General features: G+C 71.4%; 17 protein-coding genes. 9 read left to right on the top strand and 8 right to left on the bottom strand.

All coding sequences use genetic code 11. The features are described from left to right. Positions 1-106: 106 nt before the first annotated feature. Entirely contained in the window at positions 107-3,187 is a 3,081-nt protein-coding gene (locus CW362_RS45365) for an FG-GAP repeat domain-containing protein (RefSeq protein WP_103552633.1), read from the top strand. Positions 3,188-3,385: 198 nt separating this feature from the next. Then, complete coding sequence (locus CW362_RS29345) at positions 3,386-3,862, top strand: hypothetical protein (RefSeq protein ID WP_103552632.1); 477 nt, start codon at positions 3,386-3,388, stop codon at positions 3,860-3,862. Between the two features lie 114 nt (positions 3,863-3,976). Here CW362_RS29345 and CW362_RS29340 read toward each other — a convergent pair whose 3' ends face one another. Next, positions 3,977-4,915: an intradiol ring-cleavage dioxygenase gene (locus tag CW362_RS29340; protein WP_240658097.1), complete on the bottom strand. Its 939-nt coding sequence runs from the start codon at positions 4,913-4,915 to the stop codon at positions 3,977-3,979. A gap of 139 nt (positions 4,916-5,054) precedes the next feature. Continuing rightward, entirely contained in the window at positions 5,055-6,818 is a 1,764-nt protein-coding gene (gene aspS, locus CW362_RS29335; protein ID WP_103552630.1) for an aspartate--tRNA ligase, read from the bottom strand. A 166-nt stretch (positions 6,819-6,984) separates the two neighbouring features. On the opposite strand from aspS, the gene CW362_RS29330 reads away from it, so the two are divergent. Further along, positions 6,985-9,390 carry a SpoIIE family protein phosphatase gene (locus tag CW362_RS29330; protein ID WP_103552629.1) on the top strand — a complete coding sequence of 802 codons (2,406 nt, stop codon included), beginning with the start codon at positions 6,985-6,987 and terminating at the stop codon, positions 9,388-9,390. Here CW362_RS29330 and CW362_RS29325 read toward each other — a convergent pair. The 3 genes from CW362_RS29325 to CW362_RS29315 form a co-directional block, all read right to left on the bottom strand. Further along, positions 9,297-10,406 carry an AI-2E family transporter gene (locus tag CW362_RS29325; protein ID WP_103552628.1) on the bottom strand — a complete coding sequence of 370 codons (1,110 nt, stop codon included), beginning with the start codon at positions 10,404-10,406 and terminating at the stop codon, positions 9,297-9,299. The two genes, CW362_RS29330 and CW362_RS29325, sit on opposite strands and share 94 nt — an antisense overlap. 170 nt (positions 10,407-10,576) lie before the next feature. Next, complete coding sequence (locus tag CW362_RS29320; protein ID WP_103552627.1) at positions 10,577-11,557, bottom strand: pirin family protein; 981 nt, start codon at positions 11,555-11,557, stop codon at positions 10,577-10,579. Positions 11,558-11,713: 156 nt separating this feature from the next. After that, on the bottom strand, positions 11,714-12,208 hold the full coding sequence (locus tag CW362_RS29315; RefSeq protein ID WP_103552626.1) for an SseB family protein: 495 nt from the start codon (positions 12,206-12,208) through the stop codon (positions 11,714-11,716). Between the two features lie 143 nt (positions 12,209-12,351). Between CW362_RS29315 and CW362_RS29310 the strand changes: the two genes are divergently transcribed. The 3 genes from CW362_RS29310 to CW362_RS29300 all read left to right on the top strand — a co-directional run bounded on the left by CW362_RS29310 (position 12,352) and on the right by CW362_RS29300 (position 16,043). Next, positions 12,352-14,178, top strand: a complete 1,827-nt coding sequence (locus CW362_RS29310; protein WP_103552625.1) for an acyl-CoA dehydrogenase — start codon at positions 12,352-12,354, stop codon at positions 14,176-14,178. A 152-nt stretch (positions 14,179-14,330) separates the two neighbouring features. After that, positions 14,331-15,638 carry a M18 family aminopeptidase gene (locus CW362_RS29305; RefSeq protein WP_103552624.1) on the top strand — a complete coding sequence of 436 codons (1,308 nt, stop codon included), beginning with the start codon at positions 14,331-14,333 and terminating at the stop codon, positions 15,636-15,638. A 159-nt stretch (positions 15,639-15,797) separates the two neighbouring features. Then, on the top strand, positions 15,798-16,043 hold the full coding sequence (locus CW362_RS29300; RefSeq protein ID WP_103552623.1) for a DUF6458 family protein: 246 nt from the start codon (positions 15,798-15,800) through the stop codon (positions 16,041-16,043). 6 nt (positions 16,044-16,049) lie between these two features. On the opposite strand, the gene CW362_RS29295 is transcribed toward CW362_RS29300, so the two are convergent. Beyond that, positions 16,050-17,873: an NHL domain-containing thioredoxin family protein gene (locus tag CW362_RS29295; RefSeq protein ID WP_103552622.1), complete on the bottom strand. Its 1,824-nt coding sequence runs from the start codon at positions 17,871-17,873 to the stop codon at positions 16,050-16,052. Positions 17,874-17,936: 63 nt separating this feature from the next. Next, positions 17,937-18,347, bottom strand: a complete 411-nt coding sequence (locus CW362_RS29290; RefSeq protein WP_103552621.1) for a cupin domain-containing protein — start codon at positions 18,345-18,347, stop codon at positions 17,937-17,939. Between the two features lie 204 nt (positions 18,348-18,551). On the opposite strand from CW362_RS29290, the gene CW362_RS29285 reads away from it, so the two are divergent. Together CW362_RS29285 and CW362_RS29280 are read left to right on the top strand one after the other, a co-directional pair. Then, entirely contained in the window at positions 18,552-19,511 is a 960-nt protein-coding gene (locus tag CW362_RS29285) for a GlxA family transcriptional regulator (RefSeq protein WP_240658098.1), read from the top strand. Further along, positions 19,508-20,002 (top strand): LURP-one-related/scramblase family protein, encoded by a 495-nt coding sequence (locus CW362_RS29280; RefSeq protein WP_103552619.1) that lies wholly within the window; start codon positions 19,508-19,510, stop codon positions 20,000-20,002. Before CW362_RS29285 ends, CW362_RS29280 begins: the two co-directional genes overlap by 4 nt. 70 nt (positions 20,003-20,072) lie before the next feature. Here CW362_RS29280 and CW362_RS29275 read toward each other — a convergent pair whose 3' ends face one another. Further along, positions 20,073-20,888 carry a carbon-nitrogen family hydrolase gene (locus CW362_RS29275; RefSeq protein ID WP_103552618.1) on the bottom strand — a complete coding sequence of 272 codons (816 nt, stop codon included), beginning with the start codon at positions 20,886-20,888 and terminating at the stop codon, positions 20,073-20,075. 154 nt (positions 20,889-21,042) lie between these two features. Between CW362_RS29275 and CW362_RS29270 the strand changes: the two genes are divergently transcribed. Continuing rightward, the gene (locus tag CW362_RS29270; RefSeq protein WP_103552617.1) at positions 21,043-21,867 is read left to right on the top strand and encodes a maleylpyruvate isomerase family mycothiol-dependent enzyme; all 825 of its coding nucleotides are present in this window, start codon (positions 21,043-21,045) and stop codon (positions 21,865-21,867) included. The last annotated feature ends 26 nt before the right edge of the window (positions 21,868-21,893 follow it).

Below are 21,893 nucleotides of genomic sequence, written 5' to 3'. Positions count from 1 at the left end.
CACCAGCGGCTTTACCCGACCCTGACCATCGGACTGGTCGTCACCTCCTGTTAGCATCCGCGCACTTGTGCGAGGGCGGGGGCCCTCGCGGGGAGGGACACTTCACGTGGGCAGAAACGCCCCGAGACGACGCGGCACGTCCGCCGTCGTCTCCACGCTCGCGGTCGCCCTGGCGGCCGCGGCCATCGCCGTTCTGCCGCAGAACGGCGCCTCGGCGGACCCGGCCGGGTCCGCCTCCGAGATCACCCTGGCCGATCCCGCCGACACGCAGCCGCGCACGGACCGCCCGCTGGTGGCCGGTACGAGCGGCTTCCTGCACCGGCAGACCGGGATCACCGGTCTGCTGTGGACGGACTACGCCGACGGCACCAGCACGGTCGTCAAGAACGCCGCCGGGGTGTACACGCCCGAGGGTTCCTGCGCCAGTCTCGGCGGGCCGAACTGCGCGGTCGCCTGGTACGGCAGCGACAGCGACCTGGTCGCGCTGCCGTCGGCCGGATCCGTCGCCCTGTGGGACCCGGCGACCCGGACCACCACCTCCATCACCACGAAGGAGGCGTACCGGGGGCTCGCCGGACGGACGGTCCTCACCGAGTACGCGGTGCACGACCGCGTCGACGGCACCTGGCGCTCCCGCGCGATCAAGCCCGCCTCCGTGCGGATCACCTCGCTCGCCGTCAGGGCCGCCGACGCGCACGGCGTGCTGATCGACCGCGGTAGCACCGTGGACTACCTCGACCTGGCGACGGCCACCGCGACCCCGGCCTTCCCCAGCCCGGGTTCGCGGCAGTACGCCCTCCTCGACGACGACCGGATCGGCTGGTACGACTCGGCAAGCAGCGACCTGCACCTCAAGCCCCGCACGGACCCCGGAGCCGACGAGCAGGTGATCGACCTGCCCTCGCCCGGCACCCAGCTCGACGGCGCCCCCGTGCTCTCCGGCGACTGGCTGCTGCTCCCGCTGTACACCGGCACCGGCACCAGCGAGCTGCGGGCCGTCTCCCTGAAGGACGGCTCCTCGCACACCCTCGCGGCCGAAGCGGGCTCGTACCTGCTCGGCGCCTCCGGCGGCACCGCCCTCGTCACCGGCGGCACCGGCGCGGACGACTGGTGGGTGCGGCGCTTCACCGAGGCCGCGGACGGCACGCCCGGCCTGGAGCAGCTCGCGCGGATCCCGGCGAAGGAGAACGCCAAGACCGGCCTGGCCCTCAGCCGCGGCAGTCTGCGCGTCGCCGAGGACGACCCGAGCGGCACCGCGGACACCACCTCGCTGCGCACGCTCGCCGTGACCGGCGGGCAGCTCACCGCCTCCGCTCCCGAGGCCGGGGACGAGGTGCTCTCGCGCTGCCCGTACCCGGGCGTGACCTGCTCGGTGCTCTGGGGCAACCGCGGCGACGACCCGCGGGACGCCTTCCTCGGCACCACCGGCAGCGGTCTGACCGGCAAGGACCGGCTGTCCGCCATGACGGACGGCTCCTCGGACTGGACCCTGGAGTTCGGCACCACGGGCGGCCACATCGTCGACGTCTCGGACGACTACGCGGTCTACGAATCCGGGGGCACCGCCCCGGAGCAGTACATCGGTGAGTTCGGACAGGGCCAGAAGCTGAAGCGGTCGGTGCGCGCCGCCGCCCTCAACGGCTCCACCCTGTGGAGCGCCTCCACCACCGGCAAACTCACCCCGTACAGCCTGGCCGAGGACAAGACCCTCGCGACGGTGACCGTTCCGGGCATGTCCTGCGTGCCGAGCGAACTCCAGGCGGCGGGCCGCTGGGTCTACTGGGCCTGCGGTACGGACTCGGCCGGCGTGTACGACACCAAGGCCGCCACGTCCCGCGCGGTGAGCGGCGGCGACGTGCTCCTCGGCGACGGCTTCACCGTCCGCCACGACCACGCCGCGGGCACCCTGGTCCTGACCGAGGCGGCCACCGGCGCCACCCGTGTCCTCGCCTCCGACCTCCCCGAGAAGGGCACGGCCACCGACCGGCGCTACCGCTGGACCGTGGACGAGTACACGGGCCTGGTCGCCTGGTTCGACCTGTTCGAGCAGACGCACGTCGCCACGACCGGCGTCACCCCGTCCACCGTGACGGCCTTCAGGTCCGAAACCACGAGCTTCGTCGGCTCCGGCACGCCCTTCCAGGGCTCCTGGCTGCTGTCCCGCCCGGTCTCCTCCTGGTCGGTGACCTTCGCGTCCGTCCAGAGCGGCGCGCGGGGCAAGGCGACCCGCACGGTCACCGGGGGCGCGTCCACCGCCTGGGTGGCCACGGACTGGTCCGGCACGACGGTCGACAACGCCCGCTTCCCGAACGGGGGGTTCACCTGGACCCTGAAGGCCACCGGCACCGGCACCGCCTCGGCGGTCACCGTGGCGACCGGGGAGGGCTTCCTGCAGGGAGGCGCGCCGGTGCGGCACGACTTCGGCAGCGTGGACGGTGTGGACGGCCGCGGCGACCTCCTCACCCTGAACTCGTCCGGCGGCCTGACCTTCCAGTCGGGCACCGGCACCGGAAAGTTCGGCGAGAAGATCAGCGGCTCCGGCTGGGCCACCAGCATCAAGGCGGTCCCGTTCGGCGACCTCAACGGGGACCGCTGCAACGACGTCCTCGTCCGGCTGAGCAGTGGCGCCCTGCGCGCGTACAAGCCGCGCTGCGGCGCCGCGGTCACCCCGACGACGTCGTACACCACCCTCGCGAGCAGCGGCTGGACGCAGTACGACGTCCTGACCTCGCCCGGCGACGTGAGCGGCGACGGCCGGCCCGACCTGATCGCGCGCGTCGCGTCCACCGGGACCGTCTACCTCTACAAGGGGACGAGCACGGGAACGCTGTCCGCCCGCGTGAAGCTCTACGACAACTGGAAGAGCTACAAGAAGATCGTCGGGGCCGGTGACCTCAACGGCGACGGCATCGGCGACCTGCTCGCCCAGGACACGTCCAACACCCTTTACCGCTACACCGGCAAGGGCGACGGGACCTTCGCCGCCCGCGTGAAGGTGTTCGGCGACTGGGGCGGCTCCTACGACACCGTCGTCGTGGTCGGTGACATCACCGACGACGGCCGGGCCGACCTGGTCTCCCGGGACACCGGCGGCAACCTGTACCGCAACAACGGGGACGGCAAGGGATCGTTCGGCTCCCGCACGAAAATAGCCACCGGCTGGGGCGGATACCGGTCCGTCTCCTGACGGCTCCCCGACCGGGAAAGGGGGCACGGACGAACCGTCCTGTGCCCCCTTTCCCGTCGCCGAGGACCAGGCGGGAGCCCGGTGAAGGACCGGCGGAGGACCCGCGAAGAGCCGGGAGAACCACCCTCGCTCCAATGCCACCGATCCGTAATCGACCCCGGCACCACAAGGGGCCCGGCCACCCGTATGGTTTCCGCCATGGCAGTCCCCCAGGTCATCCCGATCGCCTACGAACCGAAGCACCGCACCGAGACCATAGGCCGGTACGCGGACGGTCAGTTCCTGGCGTCGATCACGTACGCCTTCCCCGAAGGGTTCCGTCCCGACGACGGCTGGGAAGAGCACAAACGTCTGTACGTGGTTCTCCACACCTTCGACGACGAGGGCCACTACAACGACTCGGAGATCTGGTGCGCCGGCACCTGGGCCGAACAGCAGGGGGCCCCGCACGGCGAGTTCTCGGTGCTCTCCCGCGCCCGCATCCACCTGGCGAAGCTGCTCCGCAGTCTGCCCCGGCGCTCGTACACGGACATCGCGATCCGGCCGTTCCGGCTCACCGTCGACGGTGTGCTGTTCGGGCTGGTGCCCCGCGAGGACGAGGGCGAGGCCTGGGCCGAGCTGTACCCCGACCGCCTCGGTTTCTCCGAGCCGTGGGACGGCACGTACGACACCTGAGCACGTCCCCCGTGACGGGCTGCCCTGCCGGGCACCCGTGTTCCGGGCCCTCCGCCTGTCAGGGGGCGGAGGGCCCGGAACCCGTTGCGCTCCGGGCCGCCGTGTGCCGGGAGATCAGGACGACGTGGCCGACGGGCTCGGACCGGTGTCGGTGCTGTCGTGGGTCTCGTCCGGGGCGACGCCCATCGTCAGACGGCCGTGGACGCCCCGGGCGATGTGCCTCTTGTCGTACGCGAGGTACAGCAGCCCGCCCTCGTGCCCGTTGCCCGGGTAGATCGTGTCCTCGTCCAGCGTCGTGCGGGTGACCGTGCTCGTGGAGTACGGCGCGACCTCGGCGGACGCCAGGACCGACTTCTCCGAGAAGAAGAGCTGGCCCGTGTGGCAGGTGTGCCCGCCCTCGTAACCCGCGTCGGTCCAGGTGCCGTCCACGTGGACCTTCACGTGGATGTGGACGCAGCGGCCCTGGTACCAGCCGGGGAAGACCGTCCTGAAGGTGACGTGGCCGTGCCGGTCGGTCTTCCAGGTGCCGCGCAGGTACCGCTTGTCGTCGGTGGGCTCGGCGTGCCCGCCACCGCCCCCGGGGGGAGGACCGGACGGGGGCTCACCGGTCGGGGTGCCGGTCGGGACGTCCGTGGGCCCGCCCGACGGACCGCCGCCGCCACCGCCGTTGCTCATGGCCTCGTAGCCGGAGTACACGCCCAGCGCCGAGCAGTGCCAGACGTCCACCGCGGCGTTCCTGACCGGCTTGCAGGTCTCGGCGTCGATCACCTTGAGCGTGAGGGTCAGGGGGATGCCCTCCTGGTCCTCGGTGATGTCCTGCCGGATCTTGTCCGCGTCGATGTAGTAGGGGCCCTCGGTGGTCTCCGAGGTCAGCGTGTAACAGGTCTCCGCACCGGACGCGGTCGTCGTGGTGCCGGCCGTGGCCTCCCCGGCGAACGCGTTCACGGCGGCCGCGCCGCCCACGCCCACGGCCGCCACGGCCACTCCGCCCGCCACGACGACCTTGCGCCGGGTCATGTTCCCTTGCTGCGCGGGTCCTTGGGTCTCAGTCATGCGCGGGACGGTAGGGAGCCGACCTGTCAGCAGCATGGGTGCGGGCTGTGGTTTCGGTCGCCACACGAGAATGGCTCGGAACCATCGCTGGTTCCGAGCCACTTCCGTGTGCGTCGCCCGTCCGCGCCGCGGTGCCGGCCTACTTCGGCTGCGGCTTGCGGACCGAGAGGTGCAGCTCGCGCAGCCGGCTCTCGTCCAGCTCCGTGGGCGCGCCCATCATCAGGTCCTGCGCGTTGCCGTTGAGCGGGAACGCGATCGTCTCGCGGATGTTCGGCTCGTCCGCGAGCAGCATGACGATGCGGTCGACGCCCGGGGCGATCCCGCCGTGCGGCGGGGCGCCGAAGCGGAAGGCGCGCAGCATGCCGGCGAACTGCTCCTCGACGGTCTCCCGGTCGTAGCCCGCGATCTCGAAGGCCTTGAGCATGATCTCGGGCTCGTGGTTGCGGATCGCGCCGGAGGACAGCTCGACGCCGTTGCAGACGATGTCGTACTGCCAGCCGAGGATGTCCAGCGGGTCCTGGGTCTCCAGGGCCTCCAGACCGCCCTGCGGCATCGAGAACGGGTTGTGCGAGAAGTCGATCTTCCCGGTGTCCTCGTCCTTCTCGTACATCGGGAAGTCGACGATCCAGCAGAAGCGGAAGACGTTCTCCTCGAAGTTGCCGGAGCGCTTGGCGGCCTCGACCCGCACCGCGCCCATGATCTTCGAGACCTCGTCGAACTCGCCCGCGCCGAAGAACACCGCGTGTCCGGCGGCCAGGGAGAGGCGCTTGGTCAGCTCGGCGACGTTCTCCTCGGTGAGGAACTTGGCGATCGGGCCGGTCAGCGAGCCGTCCTCGCCCACGCGCACCCAGGCCAGGCCCTTCGCGCCCTGCTCGACCGCGTAGTCACCGAGTCCGTCGAAGAACTTCCGCGTCTGGCCGGCCACGTCCGGCACCGGCAGCGCGCGCACGTGCTTGCCGGCGAAGGCCTTGAACTCGGAGCCCTCGAAGATGTCGGTGATGTCGACGAGCTCCAGCTGGGCCCGCAGGTCCGGCTTGTCGGAGCCGTACTTCAGCATCGACTCGCGGAACGGGATGCGCGGGAACGGCGAGGTGACGTGACGGCCACCGCCGAACTCCTCGAACAGCTCCGTCATGAGCTTCTCGATCGGCTGGAAGACGTCCTCCTGCTCGACGAAGGACATCTCCACGTCGAGCTGGTAGAACTCGCCCGGCGAACGGTCCGCGCGGGCGTCCTCGTCGCGGAAGCAGGGCGCGATCTGGAAGTAGCGGTCGAAGCCGGAGATCATCAGCAGCTGCTTGAACTGCTGCGGAGCCTGCGGCAGCGCGTAGAACTTGCCGGGGTTCAGCCGGGAGGGGACCACGAAGTCGCGCGCGCCCTCGGGGGAGGTGGCGCTGAGGATCGGGGTGGCCATCTCGTTGAAGCCCAGCGCCGTCATCTTGTGACGGATCGCGGAGATCACGGCCGTGCGCAGCAGGATGTTGCGGTGCATGCGCTCGCGGCGCAGGTCGAGGAAGCGGTACTCCAGGCGGCGCTCCTCGTTGACACCGTCCTCGGCGTTGATCGTGAACGGCAGCGGCTGGGCGGCGCCGAGCAGCTCGACCTCGCTCACCTCGACCTCGACCTCACCGGTCGGCAGCTCGGGGTTCACGTTCTCCGTGCCGCGCGAGACGACCTTGCCGTCGACGCGGACGGTCGACTCCTTGGAGACCTTGTCCAGGGCCTCGTAGGCGGGGGTGCCGGGGCGGGCGACGAGCTGCGTGATGCCGTAGTGGTCGCGCAGATCGATGAAGAGGATGCCGCCCAGGTCTCGGCGATTGTGCAGCCAGCCGCTCAGCCGGACGTCGGTGCCGACGTCAGAGGCGCGGAGCTCGCCGCAGGTGTGGGACCTGTACCGATGCATCGAGGTTCATCCAGTCTTCGCGGATTGGGGGGCTGTTTCACGTGAAACACCCCCAGGGTACCGGGCAGCCCAGGATCACCTCCCCATCATTAACCGCCCGGCCGCGGCTCGCCGCCCCGCACGGCATCGGTGGCAGGCACCGATCATCTGTTCCTACAGTGGGCGCATGCGCACTGGTGAGTCCCTGCCCGCCGTGGGGGACGTCCTGGCCATGCTCGCCACCGGCGTGTGGCGCTGGGACAACGCCTCGGGACTCGTCACCTTCGACGCGGAGGCCGCTCGGCTGATCGGCATGCCCGCGGAGCGGACGACCCTCTCCGCGGCGGGCGCGCGCTCCCACGTCCACCCCGTCGACTGGAACGAGATGGACGGGGTGGTGCAGCTCGCGGTGGCCGAGGGCACGCTCGCCGAGGCGCGGATGCGGATCATGGACGAACACGGCCGGGTGCTCCGCACGGTCCGCAGCCGCTCCAAGCCGCTCATCGACCCCGGGACCGGACGGTTCGAGCTGATCGGCACCCTCCAGGAGGTCAGCGAGCAGCCTCCGGACGCCGCCGCGCGCACCCCGGTCACCGGGGACTGGCGCCGCTCACGGGAGGCGTTCCTGCTGGACGCGGGACGGGCGCTGGCCGAGGCGCGGTCCACGACGGAGGTCCTGCGGGTGGCGGCGGGGCTGTCGATGCCCGGCTTCTCGCCGGACGGTCTCGCCGTCTTCGGCGCGGAGGGCGACCGGCTGACGGTCATCGGCCATCACGGGCACCAGCCGGGTGACGAGGGCCCCTTCTCGCACATGTCGCTGGCCACGGACTATCCGGCCGCCGAGGTCGTCCGTACGGGCCGGGCGGTCTACCTCTCCTCCCCCGAGGAGTACAAGGACCGCTACCCGGCGTCCTGGCCGCTCGCACGGCACTTCGGGCGGCAGTCGTGGGCGTTCCTGCCGCTCACGGTCTCCGGCAGCACCATGGGCGCGTGGATGGCGGCCTTCACCTATCCCGTCACCTTCACTCCCGACGAGCGCTCGGTTCTCACGACCGTCGCCCGCATGCTCGCGCAGGCGCTCTCCCGCGCCGGAGCCGCAGAGACCGCGCGGGAGCTGACCGACGGCCTCCAGCGCTCGATGATGCCGACGCTCGGCCCGCGGATGCCGGGCATGAGCGTCGCCGCACGCTATGTCCCGACCGGCGGCGGGCTCCAGGTCGGCGGCGACTGGTACGACGTGATCCCGCTGCCGGCCGGCCGCTACGCCCTGGTCATCGGTGACGTGCAGGGTCACGACGTCCGCGCGGCAGGCCTGATGGGCCAGCTCCGGATAGCCCTGCGCGCCTACGCCTCCGAGGGCCACCGCCCCGACGCGGTGCTGTCCCGGGCGGCGCGTTTCCTCTACGGGGTCACCGACTCGGTGACCTACGGATCGAGCGGTGGCGCCGACGAGAGCGAGGAACCGGCGGACCCCGCCGATGTGCGCTTCGCGACCTGTCTCTACGTCGAGGTCGACCCGGCGACCGGGACGCTGGACATCGCCCGCGCCGGGCATCCCGACCCCGCGATCCGCATGGCGGACGGGACCGTGCTGATGCGGCCCACGGCGGGCGGGCTGCCGCTCGGCATCGACCCGGACGCCGACTACCCCACCACCCGGCTCGTCCTGGAGCCGGGCGAGACCATGTTGATCTGCACCGACGGGCTCATCGAGACCGGCGGACACGACCTCGACACCGGCTGGCGCCGCATCCGCCGGACTCTCGAATCCCACGACGGCGACATGGAGACCCTCGCCGACGCGCTCGTCCAAGCGGTGCACGGGCCCTCCTCCCACCACACCACCGGTCCGCTGGCCGACCGGCGCGAGGACGACATAGCGGTGCTGCTGCTGTACCGGCTGCCCCTGGTGGGCGTCCGCGACGACACGGCCCGGCCCCCGCGGCCGCCGACGCGCCGCACGATGCTGACGGTGGCGCAGGACGAGCCCGAGCGGATCGCGGACGCCCGTCAGCAGCTGCGGGAGCTCCTGCACGACTGGGCCTCCGCCGACCAGCTCGACTCCGCGGTCCTCCTCGTCTCCGAGATGGTCACCAACGTCCTCGTGCACACCGACGCCGACGCCCTGCTCGTCGCCGAGGTGGCGGGCGAGCCGGGCGAGCGGTTCATGCGGGTCGAGGTCGCCGACGGCAGCGACGACCTGCCGCACCGGCGCCATCCCGGGGAGCTGGCGTCGTCCGGACGCGGACTGGTGCTCGTCGAGATGCTCGCGGACGCGTGGGGGGTGGACCCGCGGGGCGAGGGCAAGAGCATCTGGTTCGAGTTCTCCGAGGAACCGGACAAGGATTCCGACGGGCCCGGGACCCCGGACGGCCCCGCGCCGTCGGACGCGTGGGACGTGCTCGCCGAGGCGACGGACCTCGGCGGACCGGCCTCCGTGGGCCCCGCGGAGGCCACCGATACCGCGGAGACCGCGGAGGGCAAGGGGTCCTCCGGCGGCTACGCGTCCTCGGACGGCGCCGGTGCTCCCGGCCCCCCGGGGAATCCCGACGTCCCCGGTCCTGTCGGCCCCTCCGGTCCTTCCGGCGCGTAGAGCACGCGGAGTTCGTGCACGACGCCGAAGACCGCCGCCGTCAGGGGGACGGCGAGCAGCATGCCGAGGACGCCCGCCACGGACGCGCCCGCCGTGATGGCGAGCAGCACCACCGCCGGGTGCATCTGCACCTGCCGGCTCTGGATCATCGGCTGGAGTCCGTATCCCTCCAGCATCTGGATGGCGAGCACGACACCGAGCGTCCACAGGGCGATGACGAACCCCCGGTCCGCGAGGGCGACCAGGACGGCCACCGTTCCGGAGATGAACGCGCCGAGGTACGGGATGTACGCCCCCACGAAGACCAGCGCGCCGAGTCCGACCGCGCCCGGGACGCGCAGGACCAGGAGTCCGACGGTGATGCAGAGGGCGTCGATGAGCGCGATGATCGTCGTCCCGCGCATGAAGCCCTCGACGGCCCCGTAGGCGCGCCGGGCCATGGCCTCGACGACGTCGGCGGTCCCCCGGGGCGCGAGCGACCGCAGCGATCCGGCCACCCGGTGCGAGTCGCGCAGGAAGAAGAACACGAGCAGCAGCGCGAGGAAGGCTTCGGCGAGCGTCTCGGCCACGACACTGACACCGCTGACCACGTTGGACGCGGCCGTGCCGCCGAACTTGGCCAGCAGGTCCTGGGAGTTGGCCGCGATGTCGTCGAGCGAGGTGCCCGCCGCGCCGAAGTGCTCGGCGACGCTGCGCGAGGCCTCCCGGAGCGAGGACACGATCTGGGAGCCGGTGTGGATGAGCGCGGCGACGACGACGTAGACGGCACCGCCGACCACGACGGCCACCGCGACGCAGGTCAGGGCGGCGGCCAGCGAGCGGTTGATCCGCGCCTTGATCATCCGCCGGTGCAGCGGTCCGAGCAGGGCGGTCCCGAGGAGTGCGAGCAGTACCGGCACCACCGCCGTACGGAACTCCGCGCACAGCTGGATCCCCACCCATCCCACCCCGGCGGCCAGGAGGATCACGACACACCAGGCCGCCAGCCGCCGGGCGCCCTCGGGGAGTAGCTGCACCCTGCCAGCTGACCATGCGTCAGCCGCACCGGCTCCCGGGGAAGTCCGAACGGGGGAAGGTGCCCGCGAAGGTCCCGGCGGCCGCGCGGGCCGCCGCCGGCCCGGAGCACGGGAAGGCCCCGTCCGTGAGCCGGACGGGGCCTTCCCGGAGCGCTGCCGCCCGCGAGGTCCTAGGACCGCGGTCCGCCCTCCGACGACATCCCGTGCACCGCCGGGATCGTCCCCAGGCGGCCCTTCTGGAAGTCCTCGAAGGCCTGCTGGAGCTCGTCGCGGGTGTTCATCACGAACGGGCCGTAGTGGGCCATCGGCTCACGGATCGGCCGGCCGCCGAGCAGCACGACCTCCAGGTCGGGCGTGTTGGAGTCCTGCTTCTCGTCCGCCCGGACGGTCAGCGAGGAGCCCGCGCCGAAGACGGCGGTCTGGCCGGTGCGGACCGGTCGGCGGTCCGCACCCACGCCGCCGCGTCCGGCCAGCACGTAGGCGAGGCCGTTGAAGTCCTCGCGCCACGGCAGGGTGATCTCGGCGCCCGGCCGCAGCGTGGCGTGGACCATGGTGATCGGGGTGTGCGTGATGCCCGGTCCCTGGTGGCCGTCGAGCTCACCGGCGATGACGCGCAGGAGCGCGCCGCCGTCCGGGGTGCTGAGCAGCTGCACGGTGCCGCCCCGGATGTCCTGGTACCTGGGGGCCATCATCTTGTCCTTGGCCGGCAGGTTCACCCACAGCTGGAGCCCGTGGAAGAGCCCGCCCGACGTCACGAGGTGCTCCGGCGGCGCCTCGATGTGGAGCAGACCGGACCCCGCCGTCATCCACTGGGTGTCGCCGTTGGTGATGGTGCCGCCGCCACCGTTGGAGTCCTGGTGGTCGAATATCCCGTCGATGATGTAGGTCACGGTCTCGAAGCCGCGGTGCGGGTGCCAGGGGGTGCCCTTGGGCTCGCCCGGCGCGTACTCCACCTCACCCATCTGGTCCATCATGATGAACGGGTCGAGGTGACGGTAGTTGATCCCGGCGAACGCGCGGCGGACCGGAAAACCCTCGCCCTCGAAGCCCTGGGGCGCGGTCGTCACGGTCAGCACGGGACGCTCCACCGCACCGGCCGGCACGGCCACACGGGGCAGGGCCAGCGGGTTCTCGACAGTCACTGCGGGCATGTCGGTACCTCCTTGCGCTTCGAGTTTAGTTGAGAGTTGAACTTTCTGCTACCCGTAACGAACGACGCCCGGAGGGCATTCCCTCCGGGCGTCACAGGTTCGAGAAGCATCCGGCCGAGCGGACACCGGGGCGCCGGCAGCACCCGCGGCGGACCGTCAGCCGTACATACGGCGCATCGCGAAGTCCACCATCTGCTCCACGGCCTTCGCGTCGAAGACCATCCGGTGCTTGCCCTCCATGTCGATCACGAAGCCGTAGCCCGTGGGCAGCAGGTCGATCACCTCGGCCCCGGTAATCACGAAGTACTTGGACTCCTTGCCCGCGTACCGGCGCAGCTCCTTGAGCGAGCTGAACATCGGGATGACGGGCTGCTGCGTGTTGTGCAGCGCCAGGAATCCGGGGTTGTCGCCGCGCGGACAGTAGACCTTCGAGGTGGCGAAGACCTGCTGGAAGTCCTCGGCCGCCATGGCGCCCGTGGTGAAGGCGCGGACCGCGTCCGGCAGGGACGGCGGGGACGGCTCGGGATACAGGGGCGGCTGCTGGCCGTATCCACCGGGCATCTGCTGCCCGTCCGGCATCTGGCCGGGCATCTGCTGCTGCGGCGGGACGTACCCCTGCTGGGCGCCCGCGTTCTGCTCGTAGCCGTACATGCGTCAAAGAGTAGTGGGCCACATATGGCCCACCCGGGGTTGCTTCTTATTACTGGCGGGTAGCATCATCTTAGCTACTTGCTGGTACGTGTACATAGATGCGAGGAGTCAGTGCCTCGCCGATCTCTTACGGAGCCGTCGCCATGGGGCACTACAAGTCGAATCTCCGCGACATCGAGTTCAACCTCTTCGAGGTGCTCGGGCGCGACAAGCTGTACGGCACCGGCCCGTTCGCGGAGATGGACACGGACACCGCCAAGAGCATCCTGGAGGAGCTGACCCGCCTCTCGGAGAACGAGCTGGCCGAGTCCTTCACGGACGCCGACCGCAACCCGCCGGTCTTCGACCCCGAGACCAACACCGCGCCGGTCCCGGCCTCCTTCAAGAAGTCGTACAAGGCGTTCATGGACTCCGAGTACTGGCGCCTCGGCGTGCCCGAGGAGATCGGCGGCTCCACCTCGCCGCGCTCCCTGATCTGGGCCTACGCGGAGCTGATCCTCGGCGCGAACCCGGCCGTCTGGATGTACTCCTCCGGCCCCGCGTTCGCGGGCATCCTCTTCGAGGAGGGCAACGAGGTCCAGAAGCACATCGCCAAGGTCGCCGTGGAGAAGCAGTGGGGCTCCACCATGGTGCTCACCGAGCCGGACGCCGGCTCCGACGTGGGCGCCGGCCGCACCAAGGCGATCCAGCAGGAGGACGGCTCCTGGCACATCGAGGGCGTGAAGCGCTTCATCACCTCCGGTGAGCACGACATGGAGGAGAACATCCTCCACTACGTCCTCGCCCGCCCCGAGGGCCACGGCCCCGGCACCAAGGGCCTGTCCCTCTTCCTCGTCCCGAAGTACGAGTTCGACTTCGAGACCGGCGAGCTGGGCGAGCGCAACGGCGTGTACGCGACGAACGTCGAGCACAAGATGGGCCTCAAGGCCTCCAACACCTGCGAGATGACCTTCGGCGACCGCCACCCCGCCAAGGGCTGGCTGATCGGCGACAAGCACGACGGCATCCGCCAGATGTTCCGCATCATCGAGTTCGCCCGCATGATGGTCGGCACGAAGGCCATCTCCACGCTGTCGACGGGCTACCTGAACGCGCTGGAGTACGCCAAGGAGCGCGTCCAGGGCACCGACCTGGCGAACTTCATGGACAAGACCGCGCCCAAGGTCACCATCACGCACCACCCGGACGTGCGCCGCTCGCTCATGACGCAGAAGGCGTACGCCGAGGGCATGCGCGCCCTGGTCCTGCACACGGCCGCGGTCCAGGACGAGATCCAGCTCAAGGAGGCCGCCGGCGAGGACACCTCCGCCGCCGAGGCCCTGAACGACCTCCTCCTGCCGATCGTGAAGGGCTACGGCTCCGAGAAGGGCTACGAGCTGCTCGCCCAGTCGCTCCAGATCTTCGGCGGCTCCGGCTTCCTCCAGGAGTACCCGATCGAGCAGTACATCCGCGACGCCAAGATCGACACGCTGTACGAGGGCACCACCGCGATCCAGGGCCAGGACTTCTTCTTCCGGAAGATCGTCCGCAACCAGGGCGCGGCGCTGAACTCCCTGGCCGAGGACATCAAGAAGTTCCTGGCCATCGGCACGGGCGGCGAGGAGCTGTCCGCCGCCCGCGAGCAGCTCGCCAAGGCCGCCGTGGAGCTGGAGGCCATCGTCGGCCTGATGCTGACCGACCTCGCCGCCACCGAGCAGGACGTCAAGAACATCTACAAGGTGGGTCTCAACACCACCCGCCTCCTGATGGCCTCCGGTGACGTGGTCGTCGGCTACCTGCTGCTGCGCGGTGCCGCCGTCGCCGCGGAGAAGCTGGAGACCGCCTCCGCCAAGGACAAGGCGTTCTACACCGGCAAGATCGCGGCCGCGAAGTTCTTCGCCGCCAACGTGCTGCCGGGCGTCACCGGCGCCCGCAAGCTCGCCGAGGGCGTCGACCTGGACCTGATGGAGCTGGACGAGGCCGCCTTCTAAGACCTCTTCCGGTCCCGTCGGGCCGGTCGGGCACCGAACCGGAACCCGACGATCCGATCGGGTGTCCCGAGGTGTCCACCCTTCACATCCCCCTTACGAGGGCCCGTTCCCAACGCCGGGAGCGGGCTCTCGTGCGTCGTTAAGGTGAACCCATGAGTGCACCCACCCGCTTCGACCGCGGCCACACCGACGACCTCATGTCCTTCCTCGCCGCGAGCCCGACGCCGTACCACGCCGTGGCGACCGCCGCCGAGCGGCTGGAGAAGGCCGGGTTCCGTCAGGTCGCCGAGACCGACGCGTGGGAAGGGACCAGCGGCGGGAAGTACGTACTGCGCGGAGGGGCGATCATCGCCTGGTACGTGCCCGAGGGCGCCGAACCGCACACACCGTTCCGGATCATCGGCGCTCACACCGACTCCCCGAACCTGCGGGTCAAGCCGCTGCCGGACACCGGGGCGCACGGCTGGCGGCAGATCGCCGTGGAGATCTACGGCGGGCCGCTGCTGAACTCCTGGCTCGACCGGGACCTCGGCCTGGCCGGACGGCTGTCCCTGCGGGACGGCTCGACCCGCCTGGTCGACGTGGGCCGGCCGCTGCTGCGCGTGCCGCAGCTCGCCATCCACCTCGACCGTTCCGTCAACGACGGGCTCAAGCTCGACAAGCAGCGCCACCTCCAGCCCGTCTGGGGACTCGGCGACGCCCGCGAGGGCGACCTGATCTCCTTCCTGGAGGAGGAGTCCGGACTTCCCGCGGGCCAGGTCACCGGCTGGGACCTGATGACCCACTCCGTCGAGGCTCCCGCCTACCTGGGCCGCGACAACGAACTGCTCGCGGGGCCGCGCATGGACAACCTGCTGTCCGTGCACGCGGCCACGGCCGCGCTGGCGGCGGTCGCGGCGGCCGACTCCCACCTCTCGTACATCCCGGTCCTCGCCGCCTTCGACCACGAGGAGAACGGCTCGCAGAGCGACACCGGCGCCGACGGACCGCTGCTCGGCAGCGTGCTGGAACGTTCTGTCTTCGCCCGCGGCGGTTCCTACGAGGACCGGGCACGCGCCTTCGCCGGCACCGTCTGCCTCTCCTGCGACACCGGCCACGCCGTGCACCCCAACTACGCCGAGCGCCACGACCCGACGCACCACCCGCGCGTCAACGGCGGCCCCATCCTCAAGGTGAACGTCAACAACCGCTACGCCACCGACGGTTCGGGCCGGTCCGTGTTCGCCGCCGCCTGCGAGAAGGCCGGTGTGCCCTTCCAGTCCTTCGTCTCCAACAACTCCATGCCCTGCGGCACCACCATCGGCCCCATCACCGCGGCACGGCACGGCATCAGGACGGTCGACATCGGCGTGGCCATCCTGTCCATGCACAGCGCCCGTGAACTCTGCGGCTCCGACGACCCGTTCCTCCTGACGAACGCGCTGGTGGCGTTCCTGGAGGGACAGCCCTCCGCCGCGTGACGTGAACCGCCCTCCGCCACGGGGCGGAACGTGCGCCGCCTTCCGGAGAAGGCGGCGCACGGCGGTGCGAGGGATCGCCTCCGCATGGCCCGCGAGGTCCCGGGTACCCGGAACGGGTCCGGAACTACTCGGAGTTGCTATTCCAAGGAGACGACACCCATGGGCCTGGGCGGATGCATCATCCTGATCGGCGCGGGGGCGATCCTCACGTTCGCGACCGACTGGCACATGCAGGGGGTCAACCTTCACCTGGTCGGTGTGATCCTCATGATCGTCGGACTGATCGGCGTGACCACCTTCAGCAGCATCGCGCGGCGCAGGCGCGTCGTCGTACCGCCGGCGGCGACCGTCGTGGACGACGACCGGCACCGCCGGGACGGCTACTCCGACGGCTACGGCGTGTGAGCCCGGTCAGGCGTCCATGCCCGCGAGGACCAGGGGCAGCCGGTCCGCACCGCTCTTCGTGAGGCGGACCGGCACACCCCAGTCCTGCTGGTGGACATGGCAGGCGGGGTGCTGACCGGCCGGATCGTCGTCGCAGGACGCCGCCGTCGCCGACACGTGCAGCACGCCCCGCCCGACGGCGGGGTTCAGCTCCAGCGCCCGCGAGAGACCGGTTCCGGCGCCCTCCCCGGCGAGCAGCAGCTCGGGCGGCGTCGCGGAGACGAGCAGCCGGGTGGACGGGCCGTACCGCGTGTCCAGCTTCTGCCCGGCCGGCGCCTGGAAGATCACGTCCAGCCGGACCGTCCCGGGGGTCACGTCGGTGGCCGCGCGCTGCGTGCGACGGGCGACCGGCTCCACCCGCACGGCCTCCTCGGGCAGCCGCAGCCGGGTCAGCCGGTGCCGGGCGGACTCCACCACCACGATGTCGTCCCCGACGAGCACGGCGTCGCTCGGCTCCCTGAGATCCGTGGCCAGCGTGGTCACCTCGCCCGTCGCGGGGTCGTACCGGCGCAGCGCGTGGTTGTAGGTGTCGCCGACCGCGACCGAACCGTCCGGCAGCGCCGTGACGCCCAACGGGTGCTGGAGCAGGGCCTGTCCGGCGGCCCCGTCGCGGTGACCGAAGTCGAACAGCCCCGTGCCGACGGCCGTGTGCACCGACCCGTCCGGGTCGACCCAGCGCAGCGCCGAGGTCTCGGAGTCGGCCAGCCAGAGCCGGTCCGCGGTGGCGGCGAGACCCGACGGCTGCGCGAACCACGCCTCGGGCCCCGGTCCGTCGACCAGCCCCTCGTTCCTGGTGCCCGCGGTGACCTCGACGGTCCCGGTCGCCGGGTCGTACGCCCACAGCTGGTGCACCCCGGCCATGGCGATCCAGACCCTCCCGTCGAACAGGGCCACGTCCCACGGCGAGGACAGATCGACCTCGCGCGCCGGTCCCGACGTCGGCGACCCCTGCCACCACTGGCGGCCGGTGCCCGCGAGCGTGGTGACCGCGCCGGTCGCGAGATCGACCCGGCGCAGCGCGTGGTTCACCGTGTCCGCCACGACGACCGCCCCCTCGTCGAGCAGCGCGAGACCCTGCGGCTCGCTGAACCCCGCCTCCCCGGCGCCGCCGTCCACGAAGCCCCGGTCGCCGGACCCGATGCGCCGGACGACCGTCTCGCCGTCCTCCTCCAGCTCCACCAGCTGATGCCGGGTCGTGTCGCTGACCAGCAGGTTGCCGTTCGACAGGAGGAGCGCCTTGCCCGGGAAGCGCAGCGCGGTCGGCTCGGGTTCGGGCGCCACGTACGGTCCGTCGCCGCGGCGCAGGGTGCCCTTCGCCGCGTGCTCGGCCTCCAGCTCCTCCACCAGCCGCTCGATGGCGTGGACGTGCCCCTCACCGGCGTGCTGGGCGACGACGTACCCCTCGGGGTCGATCACCACGAGCGTCGGCCAGGCCCGCACGGCGTACTGCTTCCAGGTCGCGAGCTCCGGATCGTCGAGCACCGGGTGCTCCACCCCGTACCGCTCCACGGCGTCGACGACCGCCCGGTGCTCCGCCTCGTGCGCGAACTTCGGCGAGTGCACCCCGACGATGACGACGGTGTCCCGGTGCTTCTCCTCCAGCTCGCGCAACTCGTCGAGGACGTGCAGGCAGTTGATGCAGCAGAAGGTCCAGAAATCCACGACGACGCACTTGCCCCGCAGTTCCGCGAGGGTGAGTTCCTTCCCGCCGGTGTTCAGCCACCCGCCCTTGCCGACGAGCCGGGGAGCACGGACACGGACACGGCGCGGGGCGGGGGAGGCGGCGTTCATGCGGTCAAGGGTGTCACCACGGCGCTCGGACCCGGCACTCCCGGACCGGCGCGCGGCCGGGAGTCAGTCCAGGGCGTGGCCCGTCGTCGCGTCCACGTGGGCGGGGATCTCCTCGTGGCGGTCGCCGACCGTGAGGGTGCCGGTGGGTTCGAACATGAGGATCGACGCGCCGGCGGGGGCGGACGGCTTGTGCTCGGTTCCGCGCGGGACGGTGCAGACGGAACCCTTGGGAAGGACGACGGTCCGCTCCCCGGCCGGTTCGCGGAGCGCGATGGTCAGTTCGCCCTCCAGGACCAGGAAGAACTCGTCCGTGTGGTCGTGCACGTGCCAGACGTGTTCGCCCTCGACCTTCGCGACGCGCACGTCGTAGTCGTTGACGGCGGTCACGATGCGGGGGCTCCACAGCTCGTCGAAGGAGGCGAGGGCGGCGGAGAGGGAGACGGGTTCGCCGCGGCGGGCGGGTGTGCTGGTCATGCGTTCATCGTCCGCGGCCCCCGGCACCCCCGCGAGTGCTAGAAATCGCGTATGCCGCAAGGATCCTCGCACCGTCCCGTGGCCCCGGAGCCCGTCGGCGCACGCGAGCCCGCACGGCCCGCGCCGCACCGTCCCGTGGTCCCGGAGTCCTCCGGCGCGCGCGAGCCGGCACCGCCCGCGCCGCGTCGGCCCCACCGCGTCGCCGTGATCGTCGACGAGGGGACGAACCCCTTCGAAGTCGGCGTCGCCACGGAGCTGTTCGGACTTCCCCGGCCCGAACTGGGGCGGCCCGAGCCCCTCTACGAGCTGACCCTGTGCACCCCCACGCCCGGGGTCCGCATGAACCACGGGTTCTTCACGCTGAGCGGGGTCCCCGGCCTCGACGCGGTGGACGACGCCGACACCCTCGTCGTCCCCGGGCGTCCCGACAACGTCGTACCGCGCCGGCCCGCCGTCCTGGACGCCGTCCGGCACTGCCACGCGCGCGGGGCCCGGGTGGTGAGCTTCTGCACCGGATCCTTCGCGCTCGCCGAGGCGGGGCTGCTCGACGGGCGGCGCGCCACCACCCACTGGCGCTGGACGGACCTCTTCCGGGAGCTGCACCCGCGCGTGCTGCTCGACCCGGACGTGCTCTTCGTGGACGAGGGGGACGTGCTGACCGCGGCGGGCAGTGCGGCCGCGCTCGATCTCGGGCTGCACCTCGTGCGGCACGATCACGGCGCGGAGATCGCGAACGCGGTGTCGCGCCGGCTGGTCTTCGCCGCGCACCGCGACGGGGACCGGCGCCAGTTCGTGCAACGGCCGCTGCCCGACGTACGGGGCGAGTCGCTGGCGCCCCTGCTGGCCTGGGCGCAGGAGCGGCTCGGCGAACCGCTGACGGTCGGGGACCTCGCCGCGTACGCCGCCGTCAGCCCGGCGACGCTGCACCGCCGCTTCCGCGCCCAGCTCGGCACGACCCCGCTGGCCTGGCTGACGGCGGAGCGGGTCGCCCTCGCCTGCCGGCTCATCGAGCGCGGTGAGGTCCGGCTCGACGTGGTGGCCGACCGCAGCGGGCTCGGGACCGCCGCGAACCTGCGGGAGCGGGTGCGGCGGGCCACCGGACTCAGCCCGTCGGCCTACCGGCGGCGTTTCGGAGCGCCCGCCGGGGAACCGGTGACGGCATGAGATACCTCGTACGTGACCGGCTGCTCGGCCTCGGTGACGACTACTGGATCGAGGACGACCACGGCGACAAGGCCTTCCTCGTCGACGGCAAGGCCATGCGGCTGCGGGACACCTTCCAGCTGAAGGACACCGACGGACGCGTCCTGATCGACATCCACCAGAAGATGTTCGCGCTGCGCGACACGATGATCATCGAACGGGACGGCGACCCGCTCGCGACCATCAAGCGCAAGCGCTGGTCCCTGCTCCGCAACCACTATCGCGTGGCGCTGGTCGACGGCACCGAACTCGACGTCAGCGGCAAGATCCTCGACCGCGAGTTCGCCGTCGAATACGACGGCGAACTCCTCGCCCAGATCTCCCGGCGCTGGCTCCACCTCCGCGACACCTACGGCGTGGACGTCGTCCGGGAGGACGCCGATCCGGCGCTGCTGATCGCGGTCGCGGTGTGCGTGATCCATCTGGCGGAGAAGGAACGGGGGATCGACTGAGCCGACCGAGGGGTGCGGGGCGACCGCTCCGGGGACGTGCGGCGGCAGGTCCCCGGGCGGGCGCAGCCGGTCAGCGGGCGGGGGTGTCCAGGCCCAGCAGACGGTCCTTGAGGGCCGGGAACTGTTCCCGGGTCACCGCGACCTTCGCCGGGTCGAGGTCCACCGTGAGGACCTCCTCACCAGGGCCCGCCTCGGCGAGGACCTCTCCCCAGGGGTCGACCACGATCGAGTGACCGGCCTGGGGAACCCCCGCGTGCGTACCGGCCGTTCCGCAGGCGAGGACGTACGCCTGGTTCTCGACGGCGCGCGCCCGGGCGAGCAGGGTCCAGTGGGCGCGGCGCCGCTCGGGCCAGCCCGCCGGGAGGACGAAGGTCTGCGCCCCCGCGTCGACGAGTCCGCGGAACAGTTCGGGGAAGCGCAGGTCGTAGCAGGTGGCGACGCCGACGACGGTCTCCGGCAGCTCCACCGTCACCAGTTCCGTGCCCGCGCCCATCAGGACGGCCTCGCCCTGGTCGAAACCGAAGCGGTGGATCTTGCGGTAGGAGGCGACGAGCTCGCCGGCGGGGGAGTAGACGAGGGAGGTGTTGTAGAGCGCGCCCTCGGCCGCGGAGCCGGTCCCGCCCTCGGCCCCCTCGGGGATCGAGCCGGCGTGCAGCCACACGCCCGCGTCGCTCGCCGCCTTGCTCATCGCCTCGTGGGTCGGCCCCCGGAGCGGTTCGGCCTGCGCCGCGAACTCCTCGTAGGCGAAAGCGCCGGTGGTCCACAGCTCGGGGAGGACGACGAGATCGACTCCGGCTTGATCACGCACCAGGTCGGCCACGCGCCGTCTGCGGGACGCGACCGATTCGTCGTCGTTTACGTCGATCTGGAGGAGCGAGGCGCGCACACTACCACCGTCCTGGCATTCGAGCCGTCGATACGGGCCTACGATCGTCACACGAAAGCACTGCCGGGGTGCCTCACAGCAGCGTAACTTAGCGTCCCAAGACACCCGCTGCCTGTGAAATGCCCGCGTCCGACCGCCCGAGGGGTCCCGTTCCGTGAGTCTGCATCCGAGCCTTCAGTCCTACGCCGACGCCTGGACCCACTCGATCGAAGCGATATCCGAGCTGGTGCAGCCGCTTGTGGAGGGCGAGTGGAACCGGCGGACCCCGTGTCCCGCCTGGTCGGTCCGTGACGTCGTCTCGCACGTCATCGGGCTGGACTGCGAGATGCTCGGCGACCCCCGGCCGATCCACACCCTTCCCCGCGACCTCTACCACGTCACGACCGAACACCAGCGGTACATGGAGATGCAGGTCGACGTGCGCCGCCACCACACGGCGCCGGAGATGACCTCCGAGCTGGAGTACACGATCATCCGCCGCAACCGGCAGCTGCGGAACGAGTCGCGGCAGCCCGACGCCAAGGTGCGCGGTCCGCTCGGCACCGAGATCACCCTCGAACAGGCGATGCGCAACCGCGCCTTCGACGTGTGGGTGCACGAGCAGGACCTGCGGTGGACGCTGGGCCGGCCGGGGAACCTCGACTCCCCCGGTTCGGTGATCGTGCGGGACCAGCTCCTGGCCGCGCTGCCGAAGGTCGTCGCCAAGGACGCGGGGGCGCCGGCGAACTCCGCGGTCGTCTTCGACGTGCACGGCCCCGTCGAGTTCCTGCGCACCGTCCGTGTCGACGCCGACGGGCGCGGAACCATAGACGGTGCCCCGTCCCTCGGTCCCGCGGTGAGCCTCGGCCTCGACTGGGAGACCTTCGTCCGGCTCGCCTGCGGCCGCGTCCACCCCGACGCCGTGTCCGACCGCGTCAAGGCCGAGGGCGACCCCGAACTGGCCGCGGCGATCCTGCGCCGCCTCGCCGTCACGCCGTAGCGGACGGGCGGTCGCCCCCGTCGTGC

It is taken from the genome of Streptomyces populi, assembly GCF_002911015.1.
GTDB classification, from domain to species: domain Bacteria; phylum Actinomycetota; class Actinomycetes; order Streptomycetales; family Streptomycetaceae; genus Streptomyces; species Streptomyces populi.
Note: the sequence above shows the minus strand (reverse complement) of the source record. Positions and strands in the feature narration are given on the sequence as shown.